Raw genomic sequence first — 24,931 nt, forward strand, 5'->3', positions numbered from 1 at the left:
TACTATTTAAAAAGGAGTGGAATCGCGGTATTGATTTCACTCCTTTTTTGTATACCGTTCCTACTTATAAAAAAGTTTAGACCAGATAAATATTGACGATTACACGAGACTAACAATCTTAAACTTTGTCATTACTTTAACGGTATAAAGCAGCCATTAGAAATTGCTTTTCTTAATTTTACCGTATGGATATTCAAGAAGTTATTGCTTATATTTTACTTGGAATTGCACTAGCATTCCTAGCTAAAAAATTCTTTTTTAAAAAGAAAAAATCAGGTAAAGATTGCGGAAGTGATGACTGTGGTTGCCATTAACCAAGTGCAACATCAAGTGTCATCATTACTATGAAACCCCCTACAAATCCCAGCGTAGCGATATCAGTGTTTTTGTCTTGTTGCGTTTCGGGAATTACCTCTTCAACAACCACAAAAATCATCGCGCCTGCTGCAAAAGCTAACGCATAAGGCAAAATAGGCGTAAAAAAAGTAACTGCAAAAGCTCCTAAAACTGCTGCAATAGGTTCAACAAGCGCAGAAGATTGTCCATACATAAAACTTTTCCATCTACTCATTCCCATTCGGCGCAAAGGCATAGCAACAGCGATTCCCTCAGGGAAATTTTGAATCCCTATTCCTATCGCCAAAGTAACTGCAGCTGCAATGGAAGCCTCAGGAATACCAGCCGCAACTCCACCAAAAAGCACACCCACCGCCAGTCCCTCAGGAATATTGTGCAATGTAATAGCAGAAACTAATAATGTAGTGCGTTGCCAAGGTGATTTAATTCCTTCGGTTACTTTAAAATTAATATGAATGTGAGGTAGCACTTTATCAATACCAAAAATAAACAATGCACCAAGAAAAAAACCTACAGCAGCTGGCATCACTTTTGAAAATCCTTCGCCACCTGTCATCTCTATGGCTGGAGCCAACAAACTCCAGAAACTTGCCGCAACCATAACTCCGCCGGTAAAACCAAGCATTCCGTCAAGAACAGTGCGGTTCATAGTTTTAAAAAAAAACACAAACGACGCGCCAAGTGCGGTTAAAAACCAAGTAAACAAACTCGCATATAACGCGGCCAAAATAGGATCAATACTTGTGAAATAAGCAACTATATCTTGAAACATAATTATTGAATGTATAAATTACTGGCTATTTTATTTGAAATCATTAACTCTTTGCTACCCACTCGAATTTTGAAAGAATTATCAAACGTTTCCTTTTCTATGATTGCTATTTGGGATCCTAAAGCTATTTCTTGTTTGTCTAAGTATTTTAAAAAATCTGACGAAGTGTCTTTTACGCCTACGCAAATGCCAGACTGATTTTTTTCGAGTTCAGAAAGAAGCCGTTTTTCGACTTTGATAATCCTACCTTCTGCATCTGGAATAGGATCTCCATGCGGGTCTTCGGTAGGATTTCCTAGAAAATCATCTAGTTTATTAATCAATTTTTCAGATTTAATATGTTCCAATTGTTCGGCAACATCGTGTACTTCATCCCAAGAAAACTCTAACTTTTCTACTAAAAAAGTTTCCCAAAGACGGTGTTTTCTAACGATCATTTTAGCAGCTAGTTTTCCGTTTTCAGTGAGCGAAACGCCTTGGTATTTAATGTAGTTTACCAAATCTTTTTCAGCAAGTTTTTTAAGCATATCCGTAACTGATGATGCTTTAGTGTCCATTTTTTCGGCAATCGCATTAGTGCTGACTGCTTCCTCTGTCATCGAAGTTAGATGATAAATGGTTTTAAGGTAATTTTCTTCTGAGTAAGTCATTCCTACTGTTTATATATTTCTTTACAAAATCTGCTTTTGACGATTATCAAAAAAATAATCCTTCTAAAACCACTCGACTTAACAGATAAGGAAACAAATATAAACAAAAAACGACACCAAAAAAATATTTTTTAGATGCGTCTAAAATAAACTCAAGTCTCACAGGCAACTAGGGCACAAACCTGAAAGTGTAAAATTGACGGCTTTTACTAAATAATTGGAAGGCATTTTAAAGGTAGGTTCAACAGTATCAAGACAAGTTACAGCATGACATTTCTCACAACTAAAATGAATGTGATTGTGCGTGTGCTCGACTTCATTGTGAGCGTGATGACAACTCGCATATTTTATGGTTCCGTCTAAATTTACAATTTTGTGAATTACATCTTCCCCTACTAAGCGATCTAAAACCCTGTAAATAGTAACTCGGTCACATATATTGTTGCTTAGAGTCTGAATTTCAGTATGCGATAAAGCCACATCTGAATGTTTTATAATTTCTAAAATGGTGGTTTTCGCGGTGGTATTTCGAGTTGTTTTCATGATAATAATAATTAATGCAACAATGTTGCGATATATAAATTTAAAGTATCTTTGTACTTTATTTAAAATCGTAAGTGCAAAGTTATTATGAAAAAGGCAAAGATATACGTTTATCTTCTAACAGGATTTCTAGGTTCTGGAAAAACAACACTTTTAAATACTTTGTTGCAACAGTTTTCTGATCAAAAAAACATAGTTATCGAAAACGAATTTGGTAAGATTAATATAGATACTACTTTAATAAAAGGAAAATTTGAATCGGTTTTCGAATTGACTAACGGTTGCATTTGTTGTTCCATAAGTAACCAGTTATTTGAAACTTTATCGCTAATAGACAGTTTGCCAGAAAAACCAAATAATCTGTTTATCGAAACTACTGGAATTGCTGATGCGGGCGAAGTGGCTTCCATATTTAATCAGTTATATATTTCTGAAAAATTTGATTTGAAAAAAATAATATGTGTTGTTGACGCGCAAAATATTAATTACTATATAGATTCAGCCGTCGAAATACACAAACAAATTGTGGCTTCTGATTGTATCTTAATCAACAAAACCGAAACTATTGAACTCAACGAAATTGATTCTGTAAAAAAATTAGTAAAATCCTTAAATCCGTTTGCAGAAATTATACTTTCTAAAGATGGTGGTTTGTTGAAGGATTTTCTATTTACTCCAAACAATTCCAAAATAAGGATTGAAAATACTATAGATCAAACTAAAAATATCCATAACATAAAATCGCTACTTTTTGAAACCGATTCTAAATTTAACATTCAACAATTAAAATATGAGTTATTCAAGATTTTGTATTTGTATTATCATCAAATTTTTAGGATAAAAGGCTATGTATTAGATACTAATAATGAAGTTTTTTTAGTTCAGTCCATCGGGAAAACGACCTCAATAACGCCCGTTAAAAACAAAAAGATCGAAAAAAGTCAGTTGGTTTTCATTGGAACAGTATTAGAAATTAAATCAATAGAACGACTAATGAAACCTGCTTTCGAAAAAATAAATAAAAAAAAAGCGCAACTAATTTCTTAAAATGATCACGATAAACCTACCTAATGGTTCTCAAAAAACCTTTGACCACGATAAAGTTTCATTAATTGATGTTGCTAAATCTATAAGCAATTCACTTGCTAAGGAAGTTTTAGTTGGCAGCTCTAATGGAATAATAATCGATACAAACGATAGTATAAAAGATGGTTCAAAGATCAACTTATTTACTTTTAATGACGACGAAGGCAAGAATGCATTTTGGCATACCTCAGCACATTTATTAGGTGCGGCTTTGCAAGAATTATATTCAAATGTGCTTTTGGGCACTGGGCCAGCAATAGAAAATGGATTTTATTATGATGTTGATTTTGGTGACTACAAATTTACAGATGCCGATTTTAAAGCTGTTGAAAACAAAATGCTAGATTTAGCAAAATTAAAATCAAAGAACGTTCGAAGCGAAGTTAGCAAGCAAGAAGCTTTAGCATTTTTTACACTAAATCAAAACAAATATAAACTTGAATTGATTGATGGTTTGCAAGACGGTAACATTACCTTTTATAAAACTGGTGATTTTACTGATTTATGTGATGGTCCGCATATTCCTGATACAGGATTAATTAAAGCAATAAAAATAACATCTATATCAGGAGCTTACTGGCGAGCTAACGAAAAAAATAAAATGTTAACTAGAGTTTATGGTATATCATTTCCTAAAAAAACAGAACTAGATGCGTATCTCGATGCGTTAGAAAAAGCCAAAGAACGCGACCATCGCAAACTAGGAAGAGAATTAGAACTTTTTTATTTTGATGAAGAAGTCGGAATGGGCTTACCGCTTTGGGCACCAAAAGGCGAGGCATTACGTCAAAACTTAATTGGTTTTTTAAAGAAGATTCAAATGCGTGCTGGCTATCAGCACGTAGCTACACCACATATAGGCAAAAAGGAATTGTACATCACTTCTGGACATTATGCTAAATATGGTCAAGACGCTTTTCAACCCATAAAAACACCAACAGAAAACGAAGAATTTTTTCTCAAACCAATGAATTGTCCGCATCATTGCAAGATATATGCTACCAAACCACGCAGTTATAAAGAATTGCCTATCAAATACGCCGAGTTTGGTACTGTTTATCGCTACGAACAAAGTGGTGAGCTACACGGTTTAACAAGGGTTCGAGGTTTTACACAAGACGATGCGCACATTTATTGCCGACCAGACCAACTCAAAGAAGAGTTTTTAAAAGTGGTTGATTTAGTAAACTTGGTATATGGAAAATTAGGGTTTACCGATTTTCAAACACAAATTTCGCTCCGAGATCCTAATAATTTAGAAAAATATTTAGGCACTGATGAAATGTGGCGCTTATCAGAAAGTGCAATCATTGAAGCAACGCGAGAACGGGGAATGAAAACTACGACCAAAGAAGGTGAAGCAGCATTTTATGGTCCAAAACTAGATTTTATGGTTCGTGACGCAATTGGCAGAAAATGGCAAATTGGAACCATACAAGTTGATTATATGATGCCCGAAAATTTCAATTTAACTTATACTGGGTCAGACAATACAAGCCAGAGACCAGTTATGATTCATCGTGCTTTGTTTGGTTCGATGGAGCGTTTTATCGCTTTGTTAATAGAACATACAGCAGGGAATTTCCCAGTTTGGTTGGCGCCGGTAAAGGTAATTGTTCTACCAATTGCATCTAAATACAATGAATATAGCCAACAAATTGCAGACCGAATTAACGAAGAATTTGACCAGCAAATAGAGGTTGATAGTAGAGAAGAAAAAATTGGGCGAAAAATACGCGATGCCGAAACCCAAAAAATTCCTTATATGGTAATCATAGGTGAAAAAGAAATGGAAACACAAAGCGTTTCAATTCGGGTGCACACTCAAGGCGATGTTGGCACAGTTACTTTGAATGAATTTATAGAAGATTTAAGAAAAAATTTAAAAATAAGCTGATGATTTTAAGCGGAATCGAAATTGAAAAGAAAATTGGTAAGGAAATAATTATTGAGCCTTATGATAAGAAACAACTTAATCCAAATAGTTATAATTTAAGATTACACAACGAACTTGTAGTTTATGATGACGTTGTCTTAGATATAAAAATCAACAATACACATTCAACAATAACAATTCCAAAAGAAGGATTTGTATTGCAACCTGGCAAATTGTATCTAGGTAGAACAGTAGAATATACTAAAGTAGATAATTACATCCCAATGATTGACGGCAGAAGCAGCATTGGTCGTCTTGGAATGTTTATCCATATTACTGCAGGATTAGGAAATGTGGGAACTTCAGGGTTTTGGACACTGGAAATATTTGTAGTGCAACCACTTCGTATTTATGCAAATGTAGAAGTTTGTCAGATATTTTTTAATACTATCGAAGGCGAGTACAACTCTTATCTTTCCGGGAAATATTCAGCAAATGAGGGTGTTCAACCAAGTTTTCTGTACAAAGAACTGGTTTAAAATAGTTCAAAAAATTATCAGTTTTCCTGTTAGATTTTATAATTAATTGATATCGCTTTTGATTGGTTACAGTTGCCACAATCAAACAACGCACTCTAATTTTATGATTTAGGCAAATGGATAATGGGTGATTTTCAAGGGAATTTGCTTGAAAATCTTCAGTTACATTAAATACATTCTTATAAATAAACGAAGATATAATTCAATTTTAGAAAATATAAACAAAGAATAAATAAACAAATAACAAAACTTACGATGAACAATATAAACGAAAAATACGACGCAGTAGGTGACAACCACATTGGTACATCAGCAGAAACGCCACTTCGCGCAGATGCCTTTGATAAATCTGACGATCAAAAAATTGAAGAAATTTCCTTTCACTTTAAAAAAATAATGGAAGTTCTGGGGCTAGATCTAACAGATGACAGTCTTTCTGGAACGCCACATCGCGTTGGAAAAATGTATGTAAAAGAAATTTTTTCGGGCTTGGATCCAAAAAATAAGGCTAAAATGTCAATTTTTGACAACAAGTATGAATATAGTAAAATGCTAATTGAAAGCGATATTACTTTCAATTCGTCTTGTGAACACCATTTTTTACCTATTGTTGGAAAAGCACACATTGCATATATTTCATCAGGGAAAGTTATTGGATTATCTAAATTGAATAGAATTGTACAATATTATGGACGTAGACCGCAAGTTCAAGAACGTATGACCATGCAAATATTTAATGAACTTAAAAATGCGCTTCAAACCGATGATGTTATTGTTGTTGTAGAAGCAGAACATTTATGTGTTTCATCTCGAGGTGTAAATGACAAATCCAGCAAAACCACCACTATTGAGTACGGTGGAAAATTCACGGATAAAGACACACAAAATAATTTTTTTAAAATGCTTTAGATATGTTAGTACTTGCCCGAAAAATTCTTACCGAAAATCAATTAAAAATCACTCAAAACAGAGTTGATCTTTTAGCTCTTTTTTTAACCGATTCAAAAGCATATTCGTTATTGAATTTAGAAATTATTTTTGGTGAGAAACACGATCGTTCCAGTATTTTTAGATGCTTACAAACCTATACAAAACATAAAATCGTAGAGAAATTTGTTGATGCATCAGGAGTTGCTGTTTATGTATTACAGTGTAAAAACGCTAACAATACCCATTCGCATTTTAAATGCAAAGACTGCGAAAATGTCCAACAATTACCAGAATTACCCGCAGAATATTTAGCCCTTCTAGGCAAAAATAAAATCGAAACCACTAATCTTTTAATAGAAGGGAAGTGTGAGAAATGTCAGAGTGAAAAGGAATAAATTTTAAATTTTAAAATAAAAATCGAGATCGAAAAATGACAACATCAATTTATAGAGAATCCCACTTTAACGCGTGCCACAGAATGCACAATTCAATTTGGTCTGATGAAAAAAACGCCACCGTTTTTGGTTTGTGCAACAGTCCTAATTACCACGGACATAATTTTAGATTAGTCGTTAAACTTACTGGCGAAATCAATCCAGAAACAGGATATGTGATGGATTTAAAAGTATTATCGAATATCATAAAAGATAATATTGAAGCTAAGTTTGACCATAAAAATTTAAATATAGATTGTCCTGAGTTTGCTACCAAACTAGCATCTACCGAAAATTTTAGTTGGGTAATTTATAATATTTTGCGACCGTTAATTCCGCAACACCTAAAGCTGGGTTTAATACTTTACGAAACTGATAGGAATTTTGTTGAGATCACTGAATAGTTTTTTAACGCAACATTGTTGCAATAAATAAAATAATTCTATATTTGCATTTTAACTGCATTACAAAGATGATTGAAATGAAAAATAGCACAACGAAGCCGTATGATGTTTTAGGGATATCAAGCGCAACACTTTGTTTAATTCACTGTATTGTGTTTCCCATATTGACTATCGTTCCTTTCGGTTTTTCTAATAGTGTTTTTATCGATTCACTATTTGCTTCAATTGGAATGTTAGTGGTTTCAAAAGTATTAATGAGCAACGCCACTGTAACAGTAAAATATATTTTAGGAATAGCAATTCTTGTTATAGTTGTAAGTGTTGTTTTAGACCTAATATTTCACATACACACTGAACTTATAGTAATTGGTGGATTAGGAATGATCGTTGGACATATTTTGAATTTTAAAAATCATAAAAAAAAGCATTTATAAAATAATCACGCCTTTCACTTGGTTACAAACACCCATTACGATTTGCGACACGAAGTAAAACAACTCCAAAAAATAAGAATAGGAATTAATTACTACTGGAAGACTATCAATATCAATAAAAAACAAATAGTATTTAGATATGAAAAAATTACCCGTAACCGTATTGTCAGGATTTCTTGGTGCAGGCAAAACCACTTTGCTCAATCACATTCTTCATAACAAAGAAGGATTAAAAGTAGCTGTAATCGTAAACGACATGAGCGAAGTGAATATTGATGCCAACTTGATAAAAGCAGAAAATACATTATCGCGTACTGAAGAGCGTTTGGTCGAAATGAGCAATGGCTGTATATGCTGTACTTTGCGTGAAGATTTAATGATAGAAGTCGAAAAATTAGCCAAAGAAAACAGGTTTGACTATTTACTAATTGAAAGTTCTGGAATCAGTGAACCTATTCCTGTGGCGCAAACTTTTTCATTTGTCAATGAAGAGGAAAATATTGATTTATCACGTTTTAGTTACATCGATACAATGGTAACTGTAGTGGATGCATTTAACTTTTTTAAAGATTTTGGCTCAGCCCAAACCCTTCAAGATCGAAAAGCATCTGACATTGAAAATGACAACCGCACAATTGTAAACCTGCTAGTAGATCAAATTGAATTTGCAAACGTAATTATCCTGAACAAAACCGACTTAGTTAGTGAAAAAGATTTATCACTTTTAAAAGCATCGATTACTAAATTAAATCCGGTAGCAAAAATTGTCACTTCAATTCTTGGAAAAGTATCGCCAAGTGAAATATTAAATACAAAATTATTCAACTATGAAGAAGCAGAATCCTCTGCTGGTTGGATGAAAGAACTTGAAGGAATTCACACGCCTGAAACCGAGGAATATGGTATTTCTTCATTTGTTTTTAGAGACGAACGACCATTGCATCCACAACGTTTTTGGCAGTTCATCACCGCTGATTTTCCGCAAAATATCATTCGAAGCAAAGGATTATGCTGGATTGCTTCTCGGCCGGAACAAGCCATAAACTGGAGTCAAGCAGGTGGATCCATGAAAGCCGAAGGAGCAGGCGTTTGGTGGGCAAGTATGCCGCTAGGAGAACGCATGACCTTCAATAACTTTGTCGAATTCCAAGATATTATTGAAGAACGATGGACTGCAAATTTTGGCGACCGCTTGAACGAAATCGTTTTTATAGGACTGAAAATGGAAGAAAAATTAATTCGCATACAACTCGAAAAATGCCTTTGTAATCCAGATGAGATTATGGATTTACAAGATGGCTTTTTCTCTAGTAAAGACTTATTCCCAATTGCAAGAGCACATCAAAACGTGGCAGAAACAGCAGTTTTGAACGAAGTGTAAAAATTTATAAATCCCAATCGTTTTGGTTAATTATTGGGTGTTGAAACGGTTCATTGTCATGATGAATCGTTTTTTTATAATAATAAATTAATATTTTTTAATATCTCGAATATAATTTTTAGCTTTGTCTAAATTTAATTTAAGTACAGTGAAAAACTTATACGCAATGTTTATTTTCTTGACGGTTCATTTTGGCTACAGCCAAGAAAAAGCGAGCCTTTCAGGATTTATTTCATCTGATAAAAAGCAAGTGTCAGAAGCACGTGTTTTTTTGATTGGAACAAAGTACACAACCCAAACCGATAGTTTAGGGCATTACACAATCGAGAATATTCCGCAAGGAAATTATAAAATTCAAATTGTAGCAACTGGTTTTGAAACTTTAAAAAAGAATATAACAGTTCCAATAAATGAAAACTCGATTTTAGATTTTGAACTTTCAACTGCTGAGAATCTATTAAACGAGGTGGTAATTTCTGGAACCCTAAAACCAGTAAGAAGATTAGAAAATCCTGTGCCTGTAGAAATAATAACGGCAACCTTTTTAAAACAAAACCCAACTGCAAATATCTTTGATGCGCTACAAAATGTGAATGGCTTGCGACCACAAAACAATTGTAATGTTTGTAACACTGGCGACATCCGCATCAATGGACTAGATGGTCCGTACACGATGGTAACTATTGATGGTATGCCTATAGTTAGTGCCCTTGGAACAGTTTATGGTTTATCAGGAATTCCCAATTCGATGATTGACAGAATCGAAGTTGTTAAAGGCGCTGCTTCAACTTTGTACGGCAGCGAAGCGGTGGGTGGATTAATAAACATAATAACTAAAAGACCAAAAACAGTTCCTGTTTTTACCGCTGATGTTTTTTCAACTTCCTGGTTGGAAACTAATATTGATTTGGGATACAGAGCAAATTTTGGTAAAAACGTAGATGCGCTAATTGGAGTAAATTATTTTACATACAACAACCCCATTGATAATAACAACGACAACTTTACTGATCTCTCCTTACAGAATCGCTTTTCGATTTTTAGCAAATTAAATTTCAATAGAAAATCTCAAAAAGAGTTTAGTTTGGTTTCTCGCTACTTATATGAAGATAGATGGGGCGGCGAAATGCAATGGAACAAACGTTTTAGAGGCGGAAGTGAAGTTTATGGTGAAAGCATCTATACTTCTCGGTATGAATTTCTGGGAAAATACGAACTTCCTATTCGTGAAAAAATGTATTTCCAATTTTCAGTAATTGGTCACGATCAAAATTCTGTTTATGGTAATTCAACGTTTCTAGCTAATCAAAAAATTGCTTTTGGGCAACTGCTTTGGGATAAAAATTGGAATAATCACTCGGTGCTTTTTGGAAGCGCATTTCGATACCAATTTTACAATGACAATACGCCAGCTACAATCACCTCTGATCATTCTAAAATTTATAGTGCCTTTGCGCAAGATGAAATCACTTTTTCTGAGAAAATAAGTGCATTGCTTGGACTGCGATATGATTACAATTCGGCGCATGGTTCTATCGTTACGCCGCGTTTTGCTTTTAAATACAAACCATCTACAAATGATATTTTACGTTTAAATTTTGGAACAGGTTTTAGAGTAGTGAACCTTTTTACGGAGGATCATCAGGCATTATCAGGAGCAAGAGAAGTTATTTTAACTTCTGATTTACAACCCGAAACGTCGTATAATTTAAATTTGAATTATTTAAAAAAATACAATTTAACAAATGCTGGTGTCATTAATGTAGAATTGTCGTCTTGGTACACGTATTTTACAAACAGGATTTTTGCTAATTATGATTTGAACCCCAACCAAATTATTTATGATAATTTGAATGGCTATTCTAGAATTTTTGGACTTAGTTCTAATGTGGATTGGATAACGCCATTTGGATTAAAAGCAACCGTTGGCGCTAGTTATTTTGATCCAATAACTGAGCAAGACGACCAAAAGTTTGTTCCTTTATTCACTGAAAAATTCTCGGTAAACTGGGCGATAAGTTATGAAATCCCATCTTGGTTTTTAGCTGTTGATTATACAGGAAACCTGACTGGCCCAATGCGTTTACCGCTACTTGGTGAACTTGATCCTCGACGTGAAATTTCAATTCCGTTTAGTATCCAAAATATCCAATTTACGTATAAAAAGATTCATAATCTAGAAATTTACACTGGTGTAAAAAACTTGTTAGACTGGACACCTAATCGCAATAATCCTTTTTTGATTGCGCGAGCAAATGATCCTTTTGACAAAAATGTGCAATTTGACCCTAGCGGTAATGTTGTGCCAACTGCTGATAATCCTTATGCGCTGACATTTGATCCCACTTATGCTTATGGACCCAATCAGGGAATACGAATGTTTGTTGGGCTTAGGTATCATATTGATTAGAATATGTTGTTAAATAACTAATTACAGGGACAACATGACCATTTTTCAGTTCTATTTCAATCGCAACTTAAGAACAGCTTTGATTTGTTAACTATCGAAGCTATTCTGTTGAATTGTTTTTTTTCTTAAATCTCCCTATTAATATATTTAAAACAACGTAAAAAAGCGTGATTACTTTATTTATAGCTATAAATCAACGTTTTATGATTTTAAAAATTTCAAAATTAAGAATAAACGGTTGTTAAAATTATACAAACTGTAATTTGTAAGATTTAAAAACAGCGTATTTTTATACAAAACAAATATCTTATGAAAACAAAGAAAATTTTATCGTCAGTAGTTCTAGCAATTACCCTTTTTACTGGAATTAGCTCTTTTGCACAAACAGTTGTAGAAGTTGCCGTTGGATCCCCAGACCACACAACATTAGTAGCCGCTGTAAAAGCTGCAGGTTTAGCAGAGACTTTATCGGGAACAGGACCGTTTACAGTATTTGCGCCTACAAACGCCGCTTTTAACAAATTACCTGCAGGTACAGTTGAAAGTTTATTAGAACCAGCAAATTTAAAAACATTACAAGGTATCTTAACTTACCATGTAGTAGCTGGTAAAATTGATAGTAAGGCAGTTATTGCTGCTATCAAAGAAGGAAAAGGAAAAGCTGTTTTGACCACAGTTCAAGGCGGAACATTAACTGCCTCAATGAAAGGTAAAAATGTAATTGTTACCGATGAAAAAGGCGGAGTTGCTACAGTTACTGCAGTAGATTTGAGTGCATCAAATGGTGTAGTTCATGTAATCGACACTGTTTTAATGCATAAATAGTATTTTAATAAAATTTACAAGCAAAAAATAAACCACGCCAAAGCGTGGTTTATTTTTTTAAATTACCACAAAGAATTATATTTGCAAAGTGAAACACTACGATTATATTTTTACTGGCACAGGATTATCAGCTTTGATGACCGTTTATAAAATGATTCAATCAGGTTCATTTACCAATCAATCTATTTTACTAATTGACTCAAATCCAAAAAAGGAAAATGATAGAACATGGTGTTTCTGGACTACAACCAATTCATTATGGGAAAAATCAATTTCTAAAAAATGGAATTCGGCATTGTTTGCTGATCAAAACTACCGCAAAGATTTAAAATTACACCCTTATCATTACAATATGATAAAAGGATTGGATTTCTACAATCAAGTTTTCGAACTGATCTCAAAACAAACCAATATCACTTTTTTTAACGAAAAAGTAACTGATATTAACGAACTTGAAAACCATGTGTTTGTTGCCACACCCTCAGAAAATTTTACTTGTGGTAAATTATTGAACAGCATTTATGACAAACAAGAACCCGTAAACCAAACTAAATATCCGCTATTGCAACAGCATTTTATAGGTTGGTTTATTAAAAGCAAAGAAGCTGTTTTTAATGGTGACCAAGCCACGTTCATGGATTTCTCAATTGCCCAAAAAGGAAACACCCGATTTATGTATGTTTTACCGACTTCTACAACCGAAGCTTTAGTAGAATATACTTTATTTTCACACAAGCTTTTAAAAAAGGAAGAATACGAAAGCGAGATTGTAAACTATATCAACAAATTAGGAATTACTGATTATGAAATCGTCGATAAAGAACACGGTAGTATTCCAATGTCGTGTTATCCTTTTTGGAAAAAAAATACTCAAAAAGTAATGAATATTGGAACTGTTGGAGGATGGAGCAAAGCCAGCACTGGTTTTACATTTAAGAGTTCCGATAAAAAATCAACGGCCTTAGTCGCTTTTTTACAAAAAGAAACCGATTTTAGAAAATTTTACAAAAAAACAAAATTCTGGTTTTATGATTTGCTCCTTTTAGATATATTGGATCGAAAAAACGAGATGGGATCCTCTATTTTTTCCTCTTTATTTAGAAAAGGAAACCCAGATTTAATTTTTAAGTTTTTGGATGAAGAAACATCGTTCAGCGAAGACTTACAAGTGATGTGGAAATGTCCTCCAATGCCATTCATAAAAGCACTTTTTCATGCGTCATTTAGAGCAATGAAATCGCAATCAAACAATAACAAAACTTTATAACACAGACAATAGAGTTCTTTTTAAACTTCGTAACTTTGTCGATTCAAAATTAATAATTAAAATACAACGATATGTATCCAGAAGAAATGGTAAAACCAATGCAAGCGGAATTAACGTCAGCAGGTTTTCAAGATTTGCATAGTGCTGAGGAAGTAGATAACGCAATAAAAGCGGAAGGCACAACTCTAGTAATTGTAAACTCGGTTTGTGGTTGTGCAGCAAGAAATGCACGTCCAGGAGCAAAAATGAGTTTAGAAGGGGCAAAAAAACCAGATCACTTAATCACGGTTTTTGCAGGTGTTGATAAAGATGCAGTTGATGCAGCAAGACAGCACATGTTCCCTTTCCCTCCTTCGTCTCCAGCCATGGCTTTATTCAAAAACGGAGAATTAGTTCACATGTTAGAGCGTCACCACATTGAAGGTCGCCCAGCTGAAATGATCGCAGAAAACTTGAAAGATGCTTTTAACGAGTATTGCTAAAATATATTTTCAACTTCTCTTAACCCTTTCAGAGTTTAAAACTCTGAAAGGGTTTTTTTAATTAAAAATATTTTCATTGTATGTGAAAACACATTTAGTGCCATTTATGTTTTGAATTACCTGCTAAAAAGAATTGAATATTGTCAGGTTACGCACGTCATCATAATTATAATGAAGCACGAAACGTTGTTTGTAATCTCGACTGCGCTCGATTTGACAAAAACATGAAAGTAAATTTATAGACCATTGGTTATAAGTTCTATAATCATGAAGTAAAATTATTTTAAGTTATCGGATTATAGCTTCACATCATACGCCGCAAAAAAAATTCTACGATATGAGTAGATTGTGGGCAAAAAGACAAGTCTCTATTACATTTCAAAATGATAAATGAACCTTTACATCATTATTCTGATTGGATTCAAAGAACGAACAGATTAGTATTATGCTACTTTCGCCTTTTGAAATAATCCACAATTTATACCAACCAAATAAATATAATAAAAACACATAATTAGCACCGCGACTTCACTAAATTTTCAAGTTTCCTTTTTATTATAAGACTATCTTTGAAACATTAACAACCACAGTAATGAAACAAATCATTTCTATAGATTTCTACTTTCAAAATTTAGACCACATTCCAATTATTGATGTGAGATCGCCAGGAGAGTTTACTAAAGGACACATTCCAAATGCTACTAATATTGAATTATTTTCTGATGATGAACGAGCAGTAGTTGGCACTGCTTATAAAAAAGAGTCTAAGGAAAGGGCATTTGCAATTGGTTACGAATTTGTAAAACCCAAACTAAATGATTTTGTAACCAAATCTGTTGCAATTGCTCCTCATAAAGAAGCGGTAATACAATGTTGGCGAGGAGGGATGAGAAGTAATGCTTTTGCCGATCATCTTATTGAAAATGGATTTGAAAAGGTTTACGTTATCGAAAAAGGGTACAAAGCTTTTAGAAATTATGTACTACAATTTTTTGAACAGCCAGTAAATCTCAAAGTTTTAGGAGGATATACTGGTACTGGCAAGACAGAAATATTATATTACCTAAAAAAGAAAGGGCAACAAGTTATAGACTTAGAAGGATTAGCTAATCATAGAGGTTCTGCTTTTGGAGGTATAGATCTTCCACCTCAGCCAACAACGGAACAATTTGAAAATAATCTATTTTCAATAATTCGGAACTTAAACCCCAAATTACCGACCTGGATTGAGGATGAAAGCAGATTAATTGGGCAGGTATTAATTCCAGATGCACTGTATAATGCAATGCGGAATATGCCTGTATATTTTTTAGATGTTCCGCTTCATGAAAGAGCAAAACTCCTTGTTCACATGTACGCAAATCTAAACCATGATAAATTAGCAATTGCCATTACCCGAATTACGAAAAGACTTGGATACGACAACGCCAAATTTGCTTTGGAAGCACTTGAAAATAAAAACTATTACAAAGTGGTAGAGATAGCGCTTCAATATTACGATAAATGCTATCTAAAAGGATTACAAACCCGTCAGGAATCTACAATTCTTGAATTTAAAATCCCAGCTGTGACTCCTGAAGAAACGGCAGATTTTTTAATAAACTTAATCAATTAAAAAAATGAATGAAGGTATAAAATTAACAAGTTATAGCCACGGTGCTGGATGTGGTTGCAAATTATCACCAAAAGTATTAACTACAATACTAAAGTCCAATGCACCAAAAATTGAAGACAAACAGCTTTTAGTGGGCAACGATACCAGAGATGATGCTGCCGTCTATGATATTGGCAATGGAATAGGAATTATAAGTACAACCGATTTTTTCTTACCTATAGTTGACGACCCTTTCACTTTTGGGCAGATTGCTGCAACTAATGCTTTAAGCGACGTGTATGCAATGGGAGGAAAACCAGTAATGGCAATAGCAATTTTAGGGTGGCCTATTGATAAATTAGCGCCTGAAGTTGCTGCCCAGGTAATGGAAGGTGGCAGAAAGGCTTGCTTTGATGCAGGAATAATACTTGCTGGTGGTCATAGTATTGATAATCCGGAACCAATTTTTGGACTCGCAGTGACAGGGATTGTTGCAATCGATAATATAAAACGAAATGATAAAGCAAAGCCCGGTAGTATCCTCTATTTAACTAAACCGTTAGGTGTTGGAATCTTATCAACAGCACAAAAAAAAGGTGTTTTAGAGAACGATCACAAAGATATTGCTTCTAATTCGATGGTCATTTTAAATGATGTTGGATTGGAACTTTCAAAAATGGAAGAAATAACAGCTTTAACCGATGTAACTGGATTTGGACTTATGGGACATTTACTTGAAGTGTGTGAAGGAAGCAATGTATCTGCCATTATTAATTATAATAGAGTTCCTGTTTTTGAAGAAGTTCATAGCTATATTGATAAAAAATGTGTTCCTGGAGGAACGCTCAGAAACTGGGAAAGTTACGGTCACAAACTTGACATTGAAGATGAAAAACAACGATATATCTTGTGTGATCCACAAACTAGTGGAGGATTGTTAATTGCTGTTTCGAAAGAGGCTACCCACAAGGTGGAAGCACTATTAAGAAGTAAGGGACTTTATGCGGAACCAATAGGCGAATTGATAGAAAAAACAGAATTGTCAGTATATATTAATGATTAATGCTAATCTAAAAACAAACTGAACGATGACAAAGTGTTTGACAAAAAATCAAACGCAAGTAATTTTAAATGTTTGTTAATAATTCTTTCCCGTGCGAGCAATGGTTAGCAAAAAATAAAAAAAAAATAATTTTACAAACATGTATTTTTAACTTTAAATTCAAACTAAAACCTTGGTGATTTTTGCTGACATAGATCAAGATTATAATTTTGGCGATAACTACTCAAAAAATATTAACAAGCGGTCAATTATTTAAATGTCTATATTTACTATAAAATCATAAGGCAAATTCTAAGCCGGGCATTTACCGTTTGGATGTATAAAACTATACTATTAGAAAACCGTGCGAACATTTTAAAAAAAACAGAATGGAAAAATATTTAAGACAACTAATTTCAATAGAATTTGAAGACAAAAAAGAAATTTTCAGCGGTTTTCTTATCGATTGGACGCAAGATTGGATCTTACTCAAGAATAATCCTGTCGATTTTATAATAGATGGCTATACGATATTGAAAAACAAAAATGTAAAGGCAATTATCCAAAACGAAGACCATGAATTTACTACGAAAGTAATCAAACTGAAAGGATTAAAAACAAGCGCAGATGAGATCGTTCCGCTCAAGGACATATCTTCTATTATTTATTTTTTAGCAAGTCATTATGAGATTTTTCAAATTGCAACAAAGTCCAACAAAGCAGTTTATCTTGGTAAACTATTAGAAATTAATGACGATGAAATACAAATAGACTTTTTGGGAACCGAAGGACAATTTGAAGGGGAAATGAGTTTTAAGCAAAAGAAAATAAGAGTAATAGAATTTGATACGGATTACATTAATTCATTGAAACTTATTGTCAAAGAAGAACAGAAAAAGTAAGTATTAGCGACAAGGAATGACAACATTGATACCAAATAGTCTTTGAAAGTACCATTAGGTTTTTGTCAAATCGAGCGCAGTCGAGATTATGGTCGTCTTACAAACAACGTTTGGTGCTTCACTATAATGATGATGATGATGGTGTATTCAACCTGACAACACATAAAAGGTACATCTGGTCATTTAAGTGCAGGTTAAGATTGAAGGCATTTCTTGAATTAAGAAAAGTATTATTTATTTTTTTTGTCTATCGTTTATTACAAATAAAATGAATGTTACTAAACATTTAAACCTAATCTATCCTGAAAACCATACACTTATTTTTAAGCGTAATCATGGATTGATTCTCATTTTAACATCAAAAAAGAATATAGTTTAAATTAAAAATAGTACAAAACACCCTCTTGTTTTGTTGTTCTTTATAAAATATAATCCTTACAGAAGATGAAAAAAAATCTATTAATATTTTGCTTTTTGATGGCGATTTTACTGTCTTGTACTAACAAAAAGACCATCAATAATGATTCGGTACAAAATGATACAATAATAACAATACTAAAATTCTCAAAAGCGGATTCGATAATCGATAAAACTATTGAAGCTCACGGAGGTAAATTATATCTGACTGCCGATTACTCTTTTATTTTTAGAGAAAAAAACTACCGTTTTCAAAATAACGGAGGCAATTTTAAATATACATCCGAAATTAAAAAGGGTGATTCTGTTGTCAAAGATATTCTGACTCCAGCAAAATTTGAACGGTTTATAAACGACAAGTTACAACGTTTAAACAAAGAACAGACTGGTAAATATTCTGAAGCTTTAAATTCTGTTATTTACTTTGTTACGCTTCCTTATAAGCTTCAAGATGCTTCTGTAAACAAAGAATTCGTTGAAGAAAGCACAATAAAAGGAAAGAAGTACGATGCAATAGGCGTAACTTTTGGTAAGGACGGTGGTGGAAAAGATTTTGACGATGAGTATCAGTATTGGATAAACAAAGACACCCATAAAGTAGACTACCTGGCTTACAATTACCACGTAAATGATGGTGGAGTGCGATTTAGAGTCGCTATCAACACACGCGTAATTGCAGGAGTTACTTTTCAGGATTTTATCAATTATGAAGCTCCTGTAAAAACTCCTTTAAAGGATTTGCCTAAATTATACGAACAAGGAAAACTAAAAAAGATATCCCAAATTCTATCGGAGAATATCGTTAATAATCATAAGTAAAATTATTTTTTGCTTTACACATATTAGATTTATTTGCTGTTTCGAAATAATTTTTGTGCTTTTCCCATCAGTAAGTTATTATTTCTACCAAGACCTTTGCGCAACCTTTTTAAGAAATTTGCATCTAAATAAAAAACTACAGCCATGAAAACAAAAATTCTTTTACTGCTATGCTCTTTTTTACTCCTAAGTATGCAATGTGATGATAACGATCCCGATATTCCCGAGTTTACATTGGAACAGAAAAATAAAGAAATCATTGATTACATCAATAGCTTTTCTTGTTCAGAAACAGCTGGTTGTGGCTTTATTGGTTTTGGTTCAAAGCCTTGCGGCGGACCCAGAACGTACTTACTTTTTTCGAATGGAGTTGACATTGTAAAATTGAAACAAATGGTCGCTACCTACAATGAAATGGACCAAGAAAATAACATAAAAACAGGAGCAATTTCTGATTGTATGATGAGATTACCACCAACTGAAGTAAAATGTGTAAATGGTGTTTGTACTATTATCAAATAAATAGTTATTTTTTTTCTAGCTTAGTTTTCCATTTTTAAGGCTTTCCACGTTCTTATAAAGTTTGCGGATATTTTTGTTACTTTTGCAAAAAATAATTTTTCACACTTAACTGTTTATAGCATGCAACTGTATAACACCTTAAGCGCAGAAGAAAGAGCCATCATGATCGATGATGCCGGAAAACAACGTCTTACGCTGTCTTTCTATGCTTATGCGCAAATTTCAAATCCAACACAATTTCGTAATGAATTATTTCTAGCATGGAATCCTCTCGAGGTTCTAGGCCGGATTTATGTCGCCAATGAGGGAATTAACGCCCAGTTATCACTGCCTGCTGATAATTTCTATGCTTTTAAAGACTCTATAGAAGCGTATGATTTCATGAAAGGAATCCGGTTGAATATTGCAGTAGAACACGATGATCACTCCTTTTTAAAACTAACAGTAAAAGTTCGTGACAAGATTGTTGCTGATGGTTTAGTTGATGAAACTTTTGATGTAACCAACATAGGAATTCACCTAAAAGCTCATGAATTTAATGACTTGCTAGAAGATCCAAACACGATTGTGGTCGATATGCGTAATCATTACGAGAGTGAAATCGGGCATTTCACCAAAGCAATAAAACCAGATGTAGATACTTTTCGCGAAAGCTTACCCATCATCGAAGAACAATTAGGAGCGCACAAACAGGATAAAAAAATATTAATGTATTGCACCGGAGGAATTCGTTGTGAAAAAGCCAGCGCTTATTTTAAACACAAAGGTTTTGAGAATGTTTACCAACTCGAAGGCGGAATTATAGAATACACGCGACAAGTAAAAGCCGAAGGTTTAGAAAGCAAATTCATTGGAAAAAACTTTGTTTTTGATCACCGCTTGGGCGAAAGAATCACAGACGATATTGTTTCACAATGCCATCAATGTGGGGCGCCTTGTGACGTTCATACCAACTGCGCCAACGAAGGTTGTCATTTACTTTTCATCCAATGCGATTCCTGCAAAGAAAAAATGGAAGGCTGCTGCTCAACTGAATGTGTGACAGTAATTCATTTGCCAGAAGAAGAACAAAAAGCTGTTCGTAGAGGAATGAAAAACGGCAATATGATCTTCAAAAAAGGAAAATCAGATGTGTTGACTTTTAAGAACAATCAAGATCCATTAGCAGCGGTTCCAACTCTTAGCCAATTAGTAGAAACAAACACTGCGCGCAGAGTCGCCACTGTTCTGAAAAAAGAAATAAAAATTAAAAAACAATACGTTGGAAAAGGAACTCATTTTTTTCCAAAACCAAGTGTTGGAGAATTTTTAATCGAAGAAGGAGAAATAAACGTAGGTGATACCATATTAATTAAAGGAGCTACCACCGGAGAACAGCAAATGATGATTGAAAAAATGTTCGTAAACGACATCGATGCTAAAATTGCAACTACTGACGATACTTGTACTTTTAAATTACCTTTTAGAATTCGTTTGTCTGATAAATTGTATAAAGTTTTAGAGTAATTTAGCTAAGTAAAAAATAGTTATATGCCGCATTCCTATAATAAAATTTGGATTCACGCTATTTGGGCAACAAAATTAAGAACCAGTTTAATTGATTTTTCAATTGAAAAACAAGTTCAGGATTACATTCAGGACGAACTAATTGATTTAGGTTGCCCCGTTAGAATCATAAACAGCATGCCCGATCATGTTCACGCTTTATTTTTACTAAATCCTCAAAAATCAATTTCGGAAGTAATAAAACAAGCAAAAGGAAGTTCGTCCCATTCTATAAATGGAGTGGATTTGATGCTTGAAAAATTTGCTTGGCAAACGGGATACGCTGCTTATTCAGTTAGTGAATCACAAGTTGAGAAGGTTTACCATTATATAAAAAATCAGAAACAACATCATCTAAAGCAAAGTTTTCAGGAAGAGTTCGACGAGTACATTAAATTATATGGATTGTCTGAATAGTATAAGATCAGATTATCGAAGTTAAAAACAACGGATTCCCACGGTTGAAACCGTGGGCAATGAACACAATTATGCTACAACCATTTTTACCACAACCCACGGTTTTATCCGTGGGGAATTGTATCAATCCCGCAGTTAAAACCGAGGGCAATAAAACCAAATATGCTACAACCATTTTATCCACAACCCACGGTTTTATCCGTGGGGAATTCTATCACAAGCAAGTACTTATCTGTCTTATTGAATATTAAAATACAGCGCTTCATAACATCCCACGGTTGAAACCGTGGGCAATAAAAACAAATAAGCTGTAACCTTTTAACCGTGGGGATTTCTATCACAAGCAAGAACTTATCTGTTTTATTAAAAATTAAAAATACAACGGTTGATAAAATCCCACGGTTGAAACCGTGGGCAATAAACACAAATAGCTACAACCATTTTAACCATAACCCACGGTTTTAACCGTGAGGAATTGTATCACGATGAAGAAATTATCTATTTCAATAAATATTAAGAACAAAACGCTTATTAAAATCCCACGGTTGAAACCGTGGGCAATGAACACAATTATGCTAAAACCATTTTTACCACAACCCAAGGTTTTAACCGTGGGGAATTGTATCAGTCCCGCAGTTAAAACCGTGGGCAATAAAAACAAATATGCTACAACCATTTTATCCACAACCCACGGTTTTATCCGTGGGGAATTCTATCACAAGCAAGTACTTATCTGTCTTATTGAATATTAAAATACAGCGCTTCATAACATCCCACGGTTGAAACCGTGGGCAATAAAAACAATTAAAACACAACCACCATTTTAACCATAACCCACGGTTTTAACCGTGGGGAATTGTATCAATCCCGCAGTTAAAACCGTGGGCAATGAACACAATTATGCTACAACCATTTTATCCATAACCCATGGTTTTAACCGTGGGAAATTCTATCACTATCAAGAACTTATCTATTTTTTTGAATATTAAAAATACAACGCTTTATAACATCTCAAGGTTGAAACCGTGGGCAATAAAAACAATTAAGCTACAACGATTTTTACCATAACCCACGGTTTTAACCGTGGGGATTTGTATCAATCCCGCAGTTGAAACCGTGGGCAATAAACACAAATAGCTACAACCATTTTAACCATAACCCACGGTTTTACCCGTGGGAAATTCTATCACTATCAAGAACTTATCTATTTTTTTGAATATTAAAAATACAACGCTTTATAACATCTCAAGGTTGAAAAGGTGGGCAATAAAAACAATTAAGCTACAACGATTTTTACCATAACCCACGGTTTTAACCGTGAAAGAATAATGAAATCCAATTACTCCAAATTAAAACCTTGAGTGTAAAATCAACCTATTACCACACAAATAACTATGATTTTTTTAATAAAATTTTATCAATTTCATCTAATTCCAATGGTTGTAACATAAAATTAAAAAATACTATCTTTACGACTTAATCGTTTTAAGAACTTAAGTTGTGCCCGTCACAACACTATATATAAAATTATGGCATGTACAAGTTGTTCAACTTCTGATGGTGGCGCACCTAAGGGTTGTAAAAATAATGGGACTTGCGGCACCGATAGCTGCAATAAATTGACGGTTTTCGACTGGCTCTCTAATATGAGTTTACCTAATGGAGATGCACCTTTTGACTGCGTAGAAGTACGTTTCAAGAACGGAAGAAAAGAATTTTATCGCAATACTGAGAAATTAACATTGAGCATGGGAGACATTGTAGCTACAGTTGCTTCTCCTGGTCATGATATTGGAATTGTAACTTTGACAGGCGAGCTGGTTAAAATCCAAATGAAGAAAAAAGGAGTCAATCATTCTAGTAACGAAATTCCAAAAATCTATAGAAAAGCCTCACAGAAAGATATTGACATCTGGTCTGTTGCTCGTGATAAGGAGGAACCGATGAAAGTAAGAGCACGTGAATTAGCAATTGCTCAAAAACTTGAAATGAAGATCTCTGATATTGAATTTCAAGGAGATGGATCCAAAGCTACCTTTTATTATACTGCAAATGACCGAATTGATTTTCGTGCTTTAATTAAAGATTTTGCAAAAGAATTTAGCACTAGAATTGAAATGAAACAAGTGGGCTTTCGCCAAGAGGCTGCTCGTTTAGGAGGAATAGGATCTTGTGGAAGAGAATTATGTTGCTCAACTTGGTTAACAGATTTTAGAAGCGTAAACACCTCTGCAGCTCGGTACCAACAACTGTCTTTAAACCCTCAAAAACTAGCTGGGCAATGCGGAAAATTGAAATGCTGCCTAAACTATGAGTTAGATACTTATATGGACGCATTGAAAGATTTCCCAGATTTTGAAACTAGATTAGTTACTGAAAAGGGAGACGCAATATGTCAAAAGCAGGATATTTTTAAGGGATTAATGTGGTTTGCTTACACCAATAATTTTGCCAATTGGCATGTATTAAAAATCGATCAGGTAAAAGAAATTGTAGCTGAAAATAAACTGAAAAATAAGGTTTCTTCACTTGAAGATTTTGCAATAGAAATTGTTGTCGAGGTAGAGAAAAACTTCAACAATGCAATGGGACAAGAGAGTTTAACTCGTTTTGACCAACCAAAAGCGAAGAAAAAACCAAATAAAAAGCGCAAACCCATAGGCGAAAATGTAATTGTTGCAAACAATAACAAACCTACAAATAGCAATAAACCAGCCAACAATAATAACAACAACAACAATCGTCAAGCTCCCGACGATAAGAGACCTGTTGAGCCAAGAAAACCAATAATTATTACTAAAAATGTGGATAAAAAATAGCGCTTTACTGCTTATAGTGGTTGTACTTTTTTCATCTTGTGATAAAAAAAGGGTTTTTGACGAGTATAAATCGGTTGGAAACTCTTGGGACAAAGATACTATTGTCAATTTCCATTTACCAGAATTAGATTCAACGAAACGATATGATTTATTTGTGACTTTACGAGCAAATGACGATTATAAGTACAATAATTTGTACTTAATTGTTGCATTAGAATTGCCAAATGGTTTTACAAAAGTCGACACTTTAGAATATCAAATGGCCGAACCTGATGGAACATTGCTGGGCGATGGCTTTTCAAAAATAAAGGAAAGCAAACTATACTACAAGGAAAACGTACGCTTTCGTTCCACATACAAAGTGCATATTAAACAGGCTGTTCGTGAAGGCGATAAAATACCAGGTGTGAAAGCTCTGGACGGAATTACCGAAGTAGGTTTTAGAATAGAAAAAAAAGAATAAA

General features: G+C 33.8%; 27 protein-coding genes. 24 read left to right on the top strand and 3 right to left on the bottom strand.

Going from position 1 to position 24,931, the window contains the following annotated elements:
* The first annotated feature begins 185 nt into the window (after positions 1 to 185).
* Positions 186 to 314, top strand: coding sequence for a FeoB-associated Cys-rich membrane protein (locus BUB42_RS16240; RefSeq protein ID WP_139257321.1), 129 nt, complete (start codon positions 186 to 188; stop codon positions 312 to 314).
* Here the strand turns inward: BUB42_RS16240 and BUB42_RS08600 are convergent.
* The 3 genes from BUB42_RS08600 to BUB42_RS08610 all read right to left on the bottom strand — a co-directional run bounded on the left by BUB42_RS08600 (position 311) and on the right by BUB42_RS08610 (position 2,322).
* The gene (locus tag BUB42_RS08600) at positions 311 to 1,129 is read right to left on the bottom strand and encodes a ZIP family metal transporter (protein WP_073019209.1); all 819 of its coding nucleotides are present in this window, start codon (positions 1,127 to 1,129) and stop codon (positions 311 to 313) included. The two genes, BUB42_RS16240 and BUB42_RS08600, sit on opposite strands and share 4 nt — an antisense overlap.
* Before the next feature lie 2 nt (positions 1,130 to 1,131).
* Positions 1,132 to 1,779 (bottom strand): metal-dependent transcriptional regulator, encoded by a 648-nt coding sequence (locus BUB42_RS08605; protein WP_073019211.1) that lies wholly within the window; start codon positions 1,777 to 1,779, stop codon positions 1,132 to 1,134.
* 159 nt (positions 1,780 to 1,938) lie between these two features.
* The gene (locus tag BUB42_RS08610; RefSeq protein ID WP_073019213.1) at positions 1,939 to 2,322 is read right to left on the bottom strand and encodes a Fur family transcriptional regulator; all 384 of its coding nucleotides are present in this window, start codon (positions 2,320 to 2,322) and stop codon (positions 1,939 to 1,941) included.
* A gap of 87 nt (positions 2,323 to 2,409) precedes the next feature.
* On the opposite strand from BUB42_RS08610, the gene BUB42_RS08615 reads away from it, so the two are divergent.
* The 23 genes from BUB42_RS08615 (at position 2,410) to BUB42_RS08720 (ending at position 24,930) form a co-directional block, all read left to right on the top strand.
* Positions 2,410 to 3,369, top strand: coding sequence for a CobW family GTP-binding protein (locus BUB42_RS08615; protein WP_073019215.1), 960 nt, complete (start codon positions 2,410 to 2,412; stop codon positions 3,367 to 3,369).
* Position 3,370: 1 nt separating this feature from the next.
* A complete protein-coding gene (gene thrS / locus BUB42_RS08620) occupies positions 3,371 to 5,305 on the top strand; it encodes a threonine--tRNA ligase (protein ID WP_073019217.1) in 1,935 nt (644 codons plus the stop codon).
* Positions 5,305 to 5,823 (top strand): dCTP deaminase, encoded by a 519-nt coding sequence (gene dcd / locus BUB42_RS08625; RefSeq protein WP_073019219.1) that lies wholly within the window; start codon positions 5,305 to 5,307, stop codon positions 5,821 to 5,823. The genes thrS and dcd overlap by 1 nt, the downstream gene beginning before the upstream one ends.
* A 255-nt stretch (positions 5,824 to 6,078) precedes the next feature.
* Positions 6,079 to 6,732: a GTP cyclohydrolase I FolE gene (gene folE / locus BUB42_RS08630; protein WP_073019221.1), complete on the top strand. Its 654-nt coding sequence runs from the start codon at positions 6,079 to 6,081 to the stop codon at positions 6,730 to 6,732.
* Between the two features lie 2 nt (positions 6,733 to 6,734).
* Positions 6,735 to 7,148, top strand: coding sequence for a Fur family transcriptional regulator (locus BUB42_RS08635; RefSeq protein WP_073019222.1), 414 nt, complete (start codon positions 6,735 to 6,737; stop codon positions 7,146 to 7,148).
* 35 nt (positions 7,149 to 7,183) lie between these two features.
* Positions 7,184 to 7,591 (top strand): 6-pyruvoyl trahydropterin synthase family protein, encoded by a 408-nt coding sequence (locus BUB42_RS08640; RefSeq protein ID WP_073019224.1) that lies wholly within the window; start codon positions 7,184 to 7,186, stop codon positions 7,589 to 7,591.
* Positions 7,592 to 7,668: 77 nt separating this feature from the next.
* Positions 7,669 to 8,025, top strand: coding sequence for a MerC domain-containing protein (locus tag BUB42_RS08645; RefSeq protein ID WP_073019516.1), 357 nt, complete (start codon positions 7,669 to 7,671; stop codon positions 8,023 to 8,025).
* A 139-nt stretch (positions 8,026 to 8,164) separates the two neighbouring features.
* Positions 8,165 to 9,406, top strand: a complete 1,242-nt coding sequence (locus tag BUB42_RS08650; RefSeq protein WP_073019235.1) for a GTP-binding protein — start codon at positions 8,165 to 8,167, stop codon at positions 9,404 to 9,406.
* 148 nt (positions 9,407 to 9,554) lie between these two features.
* On the top strand, positions 9,555 to 11,816 hold the full coding sequence (locus BUB42_RS08655) for a TonB-dependent receptor (protein ID WP_317614897.1): 2,262 nt from the start codon (positions 9,555 to 9,557) through the stop codon (positions 11,814 to 11,816).
* A 309-nt stretch (positions 11,817 to 12,125) separates the two neighbouring features.
* Positions 12,126 to 12,641 carry a fasciclin domain-containing protein gene (locus BUB42_RS08660; RefSeq protein ID WP_073019239.1) on the top strand — a complete coding sequence of 172 codons (516 nt, stop codon included), beginning with the start codon at positions 12,126 to 12,128 and terminating at the stop codon, positions 12,639 to 12,641.
* A gap of 88 nt (positions 12,642 to 12,729) precedes the next feature.
* On the top strand, positions 12,730 to 13,908 hold the full coding sequence (locus BUB42_RS08665; protein WP_073019241.1) for a lycopene cyclase family protein: 1,179 nt from the start codon (positions 12,730 to 12,732) through the stop codon (positions 13,906 to 13,908).
* A gap of 71 nt (positions 13,909 to 13,979) precedes the next feature.
* Entirely contained in the window at positions 13,980 to 14,390 is a 411-nt protein-coding gene (locus BUB42_RS08670; protein WP_073019243.1) for a BrxA/BrxB family bacilliredoxin, read from the top strand.
* Positions 14,391 to 14,982: 592 nt separating this feature from the next.
* On the top strand, positions 14,983 to 16,005 hold the full coding sequence (mnmH, locus tag BUB42_RS08675) for a tRNA 2-selenouridine(34) synthase MnmH (protein WP_073019245.1): 1,023 nt from the start codon (positions 14,983 to 14,985) through the stop codon (positions 16,003 to 16,005).
* A 4-nt stretch (positions 16,006 to 16,009) separates the two neighbouring features.
* Positions 16,010 to 17,047 carry a selenide, water dikinase SelD gene (gene selD, locus BUB42_RS08680; protein ID WP_073019246.1) on the top strand — a complete coding sequence of 346 codons (1,038 nt, stop codon included), beginning with the start codon at positions 16,010 to 16,012 and terminating at the stop codon, positions 17,045 to 17,047.
* Positions 17,048 to 17,415: 368 nt separating this feature from the next.
* On the top strand, positions 17,416 to 17,928 hold the full coding sequence (locus BUB42_RS08685; RefSeq protein WP_073019248.1) for a hypothetical protein: 513 nt from the start codon (positions 17,416 to 17,418) through the stop codon (positions 17,926 to 17,928).
* Between the two features lie 444 nt (positions 17,929 to 18,372).
* A complete protein-coding gene (locus tag BUB42_RS08690; RefSeq protein WP_073019250.1) occupies positions 18,373 to 19,164 on the top strand; it encodes a DUF6503 family protein in 792 nt (263 codons plus the stop codon).
* A 144-nt stretch (positions 19,165 to 19,308) separates the two neighbouring features.
* Entirely contained in the window at positions 19,309 to 19,686 is a 378-nt protein-coding gene (locus BUB42_RS08695; protein WP_073019252.1) for a hypothetical protein, read from the top strand.
* Between the two features lie 120 nt (positions 19,687 to 19,806).
* Positions 19,807 to 21,192: an oxygen-dependent tRNA uridine(34) hydroxylase TrhO gene (trhO, locus tag BUB42_RS08700; RefSeq protein WP_073019254.1), complete on the top strand. Its 1,386-nt coding sequence runs from the start codon at positions 19,807 to 19,809 to the stop codon at positions 21,190 to 21,192.
* A 24-nt stretch (positions 21,193 to 21,216) separates the two neighbouring features.
* Positions 21,217 to 21,648, top strand: a complete 432-nt coding sequence (gene tnpA, locus BUB42_RS08705) for an IS200/IS605 family transposase (RefSeq protein WP_073019256.1) — start codon at positions 21,217 to 21,219, stop codon at positions 21,646 to 21,648.
* A 59-nt stretch (positions 21,649 to 21,707) separates the two neighbouring features.
* Entirely contained in the window at positions 21,708 to 21,899 is a 192-nt protein-coding gene (locus BUB42_RS16245; RefSeq protein ID WP_139257323.1) for a hypothetical protein, read from the top strand.
* Between the two features lie 309 nt (positions 21,900 to 22,208).
* Positions 22,209 to 22,400: a hypothetical protein gene (locus BUB42_RS08710; protein WP_139257324.1), complete on the top strand. Its 192-nt coding sequence runs from the start codon at positions 22,209 to 22,211 to the stop codon at positions 22,398 to 22,400.
* A gap of 777 nt (positions 22,401 to 23,177) precedes the next feature.
* Entirely contained in the window at positions 23,178 to 24,467 is a 1,290-nt protein-coding gene (locus BUB42_RS08715) for a PSP1 domain-containing protein (protein WP_073019259.1), read from the top strand.
* A complete protein-coding gene (locus BUB42_RS08720; protein ID WP_073019270.1) occupies positions 24,451 to 24,930 on the top strand; it encodes a gliding motility lipoprotein GldH in 480 nt (159 codons plus the stop codon). Before BUB42_RS08715 ends, BUB42_RS08720 begins: the two co-directional genes overlap by 17 nt.
* Position 24,931 lies beyond the last annotated feature (1 nt).

Origin of the sequence: Flavobacterium micromati, from assembly GCF_900129585.1 — a bacterium.
GTDB classification, from domain to species: domain Bacteria; phylum Bacteroidota; class Bacteroidia; order Flavobacteriales; family Flavobacteriaceae; genus Flavobacterium; species Flavobacterium micromati.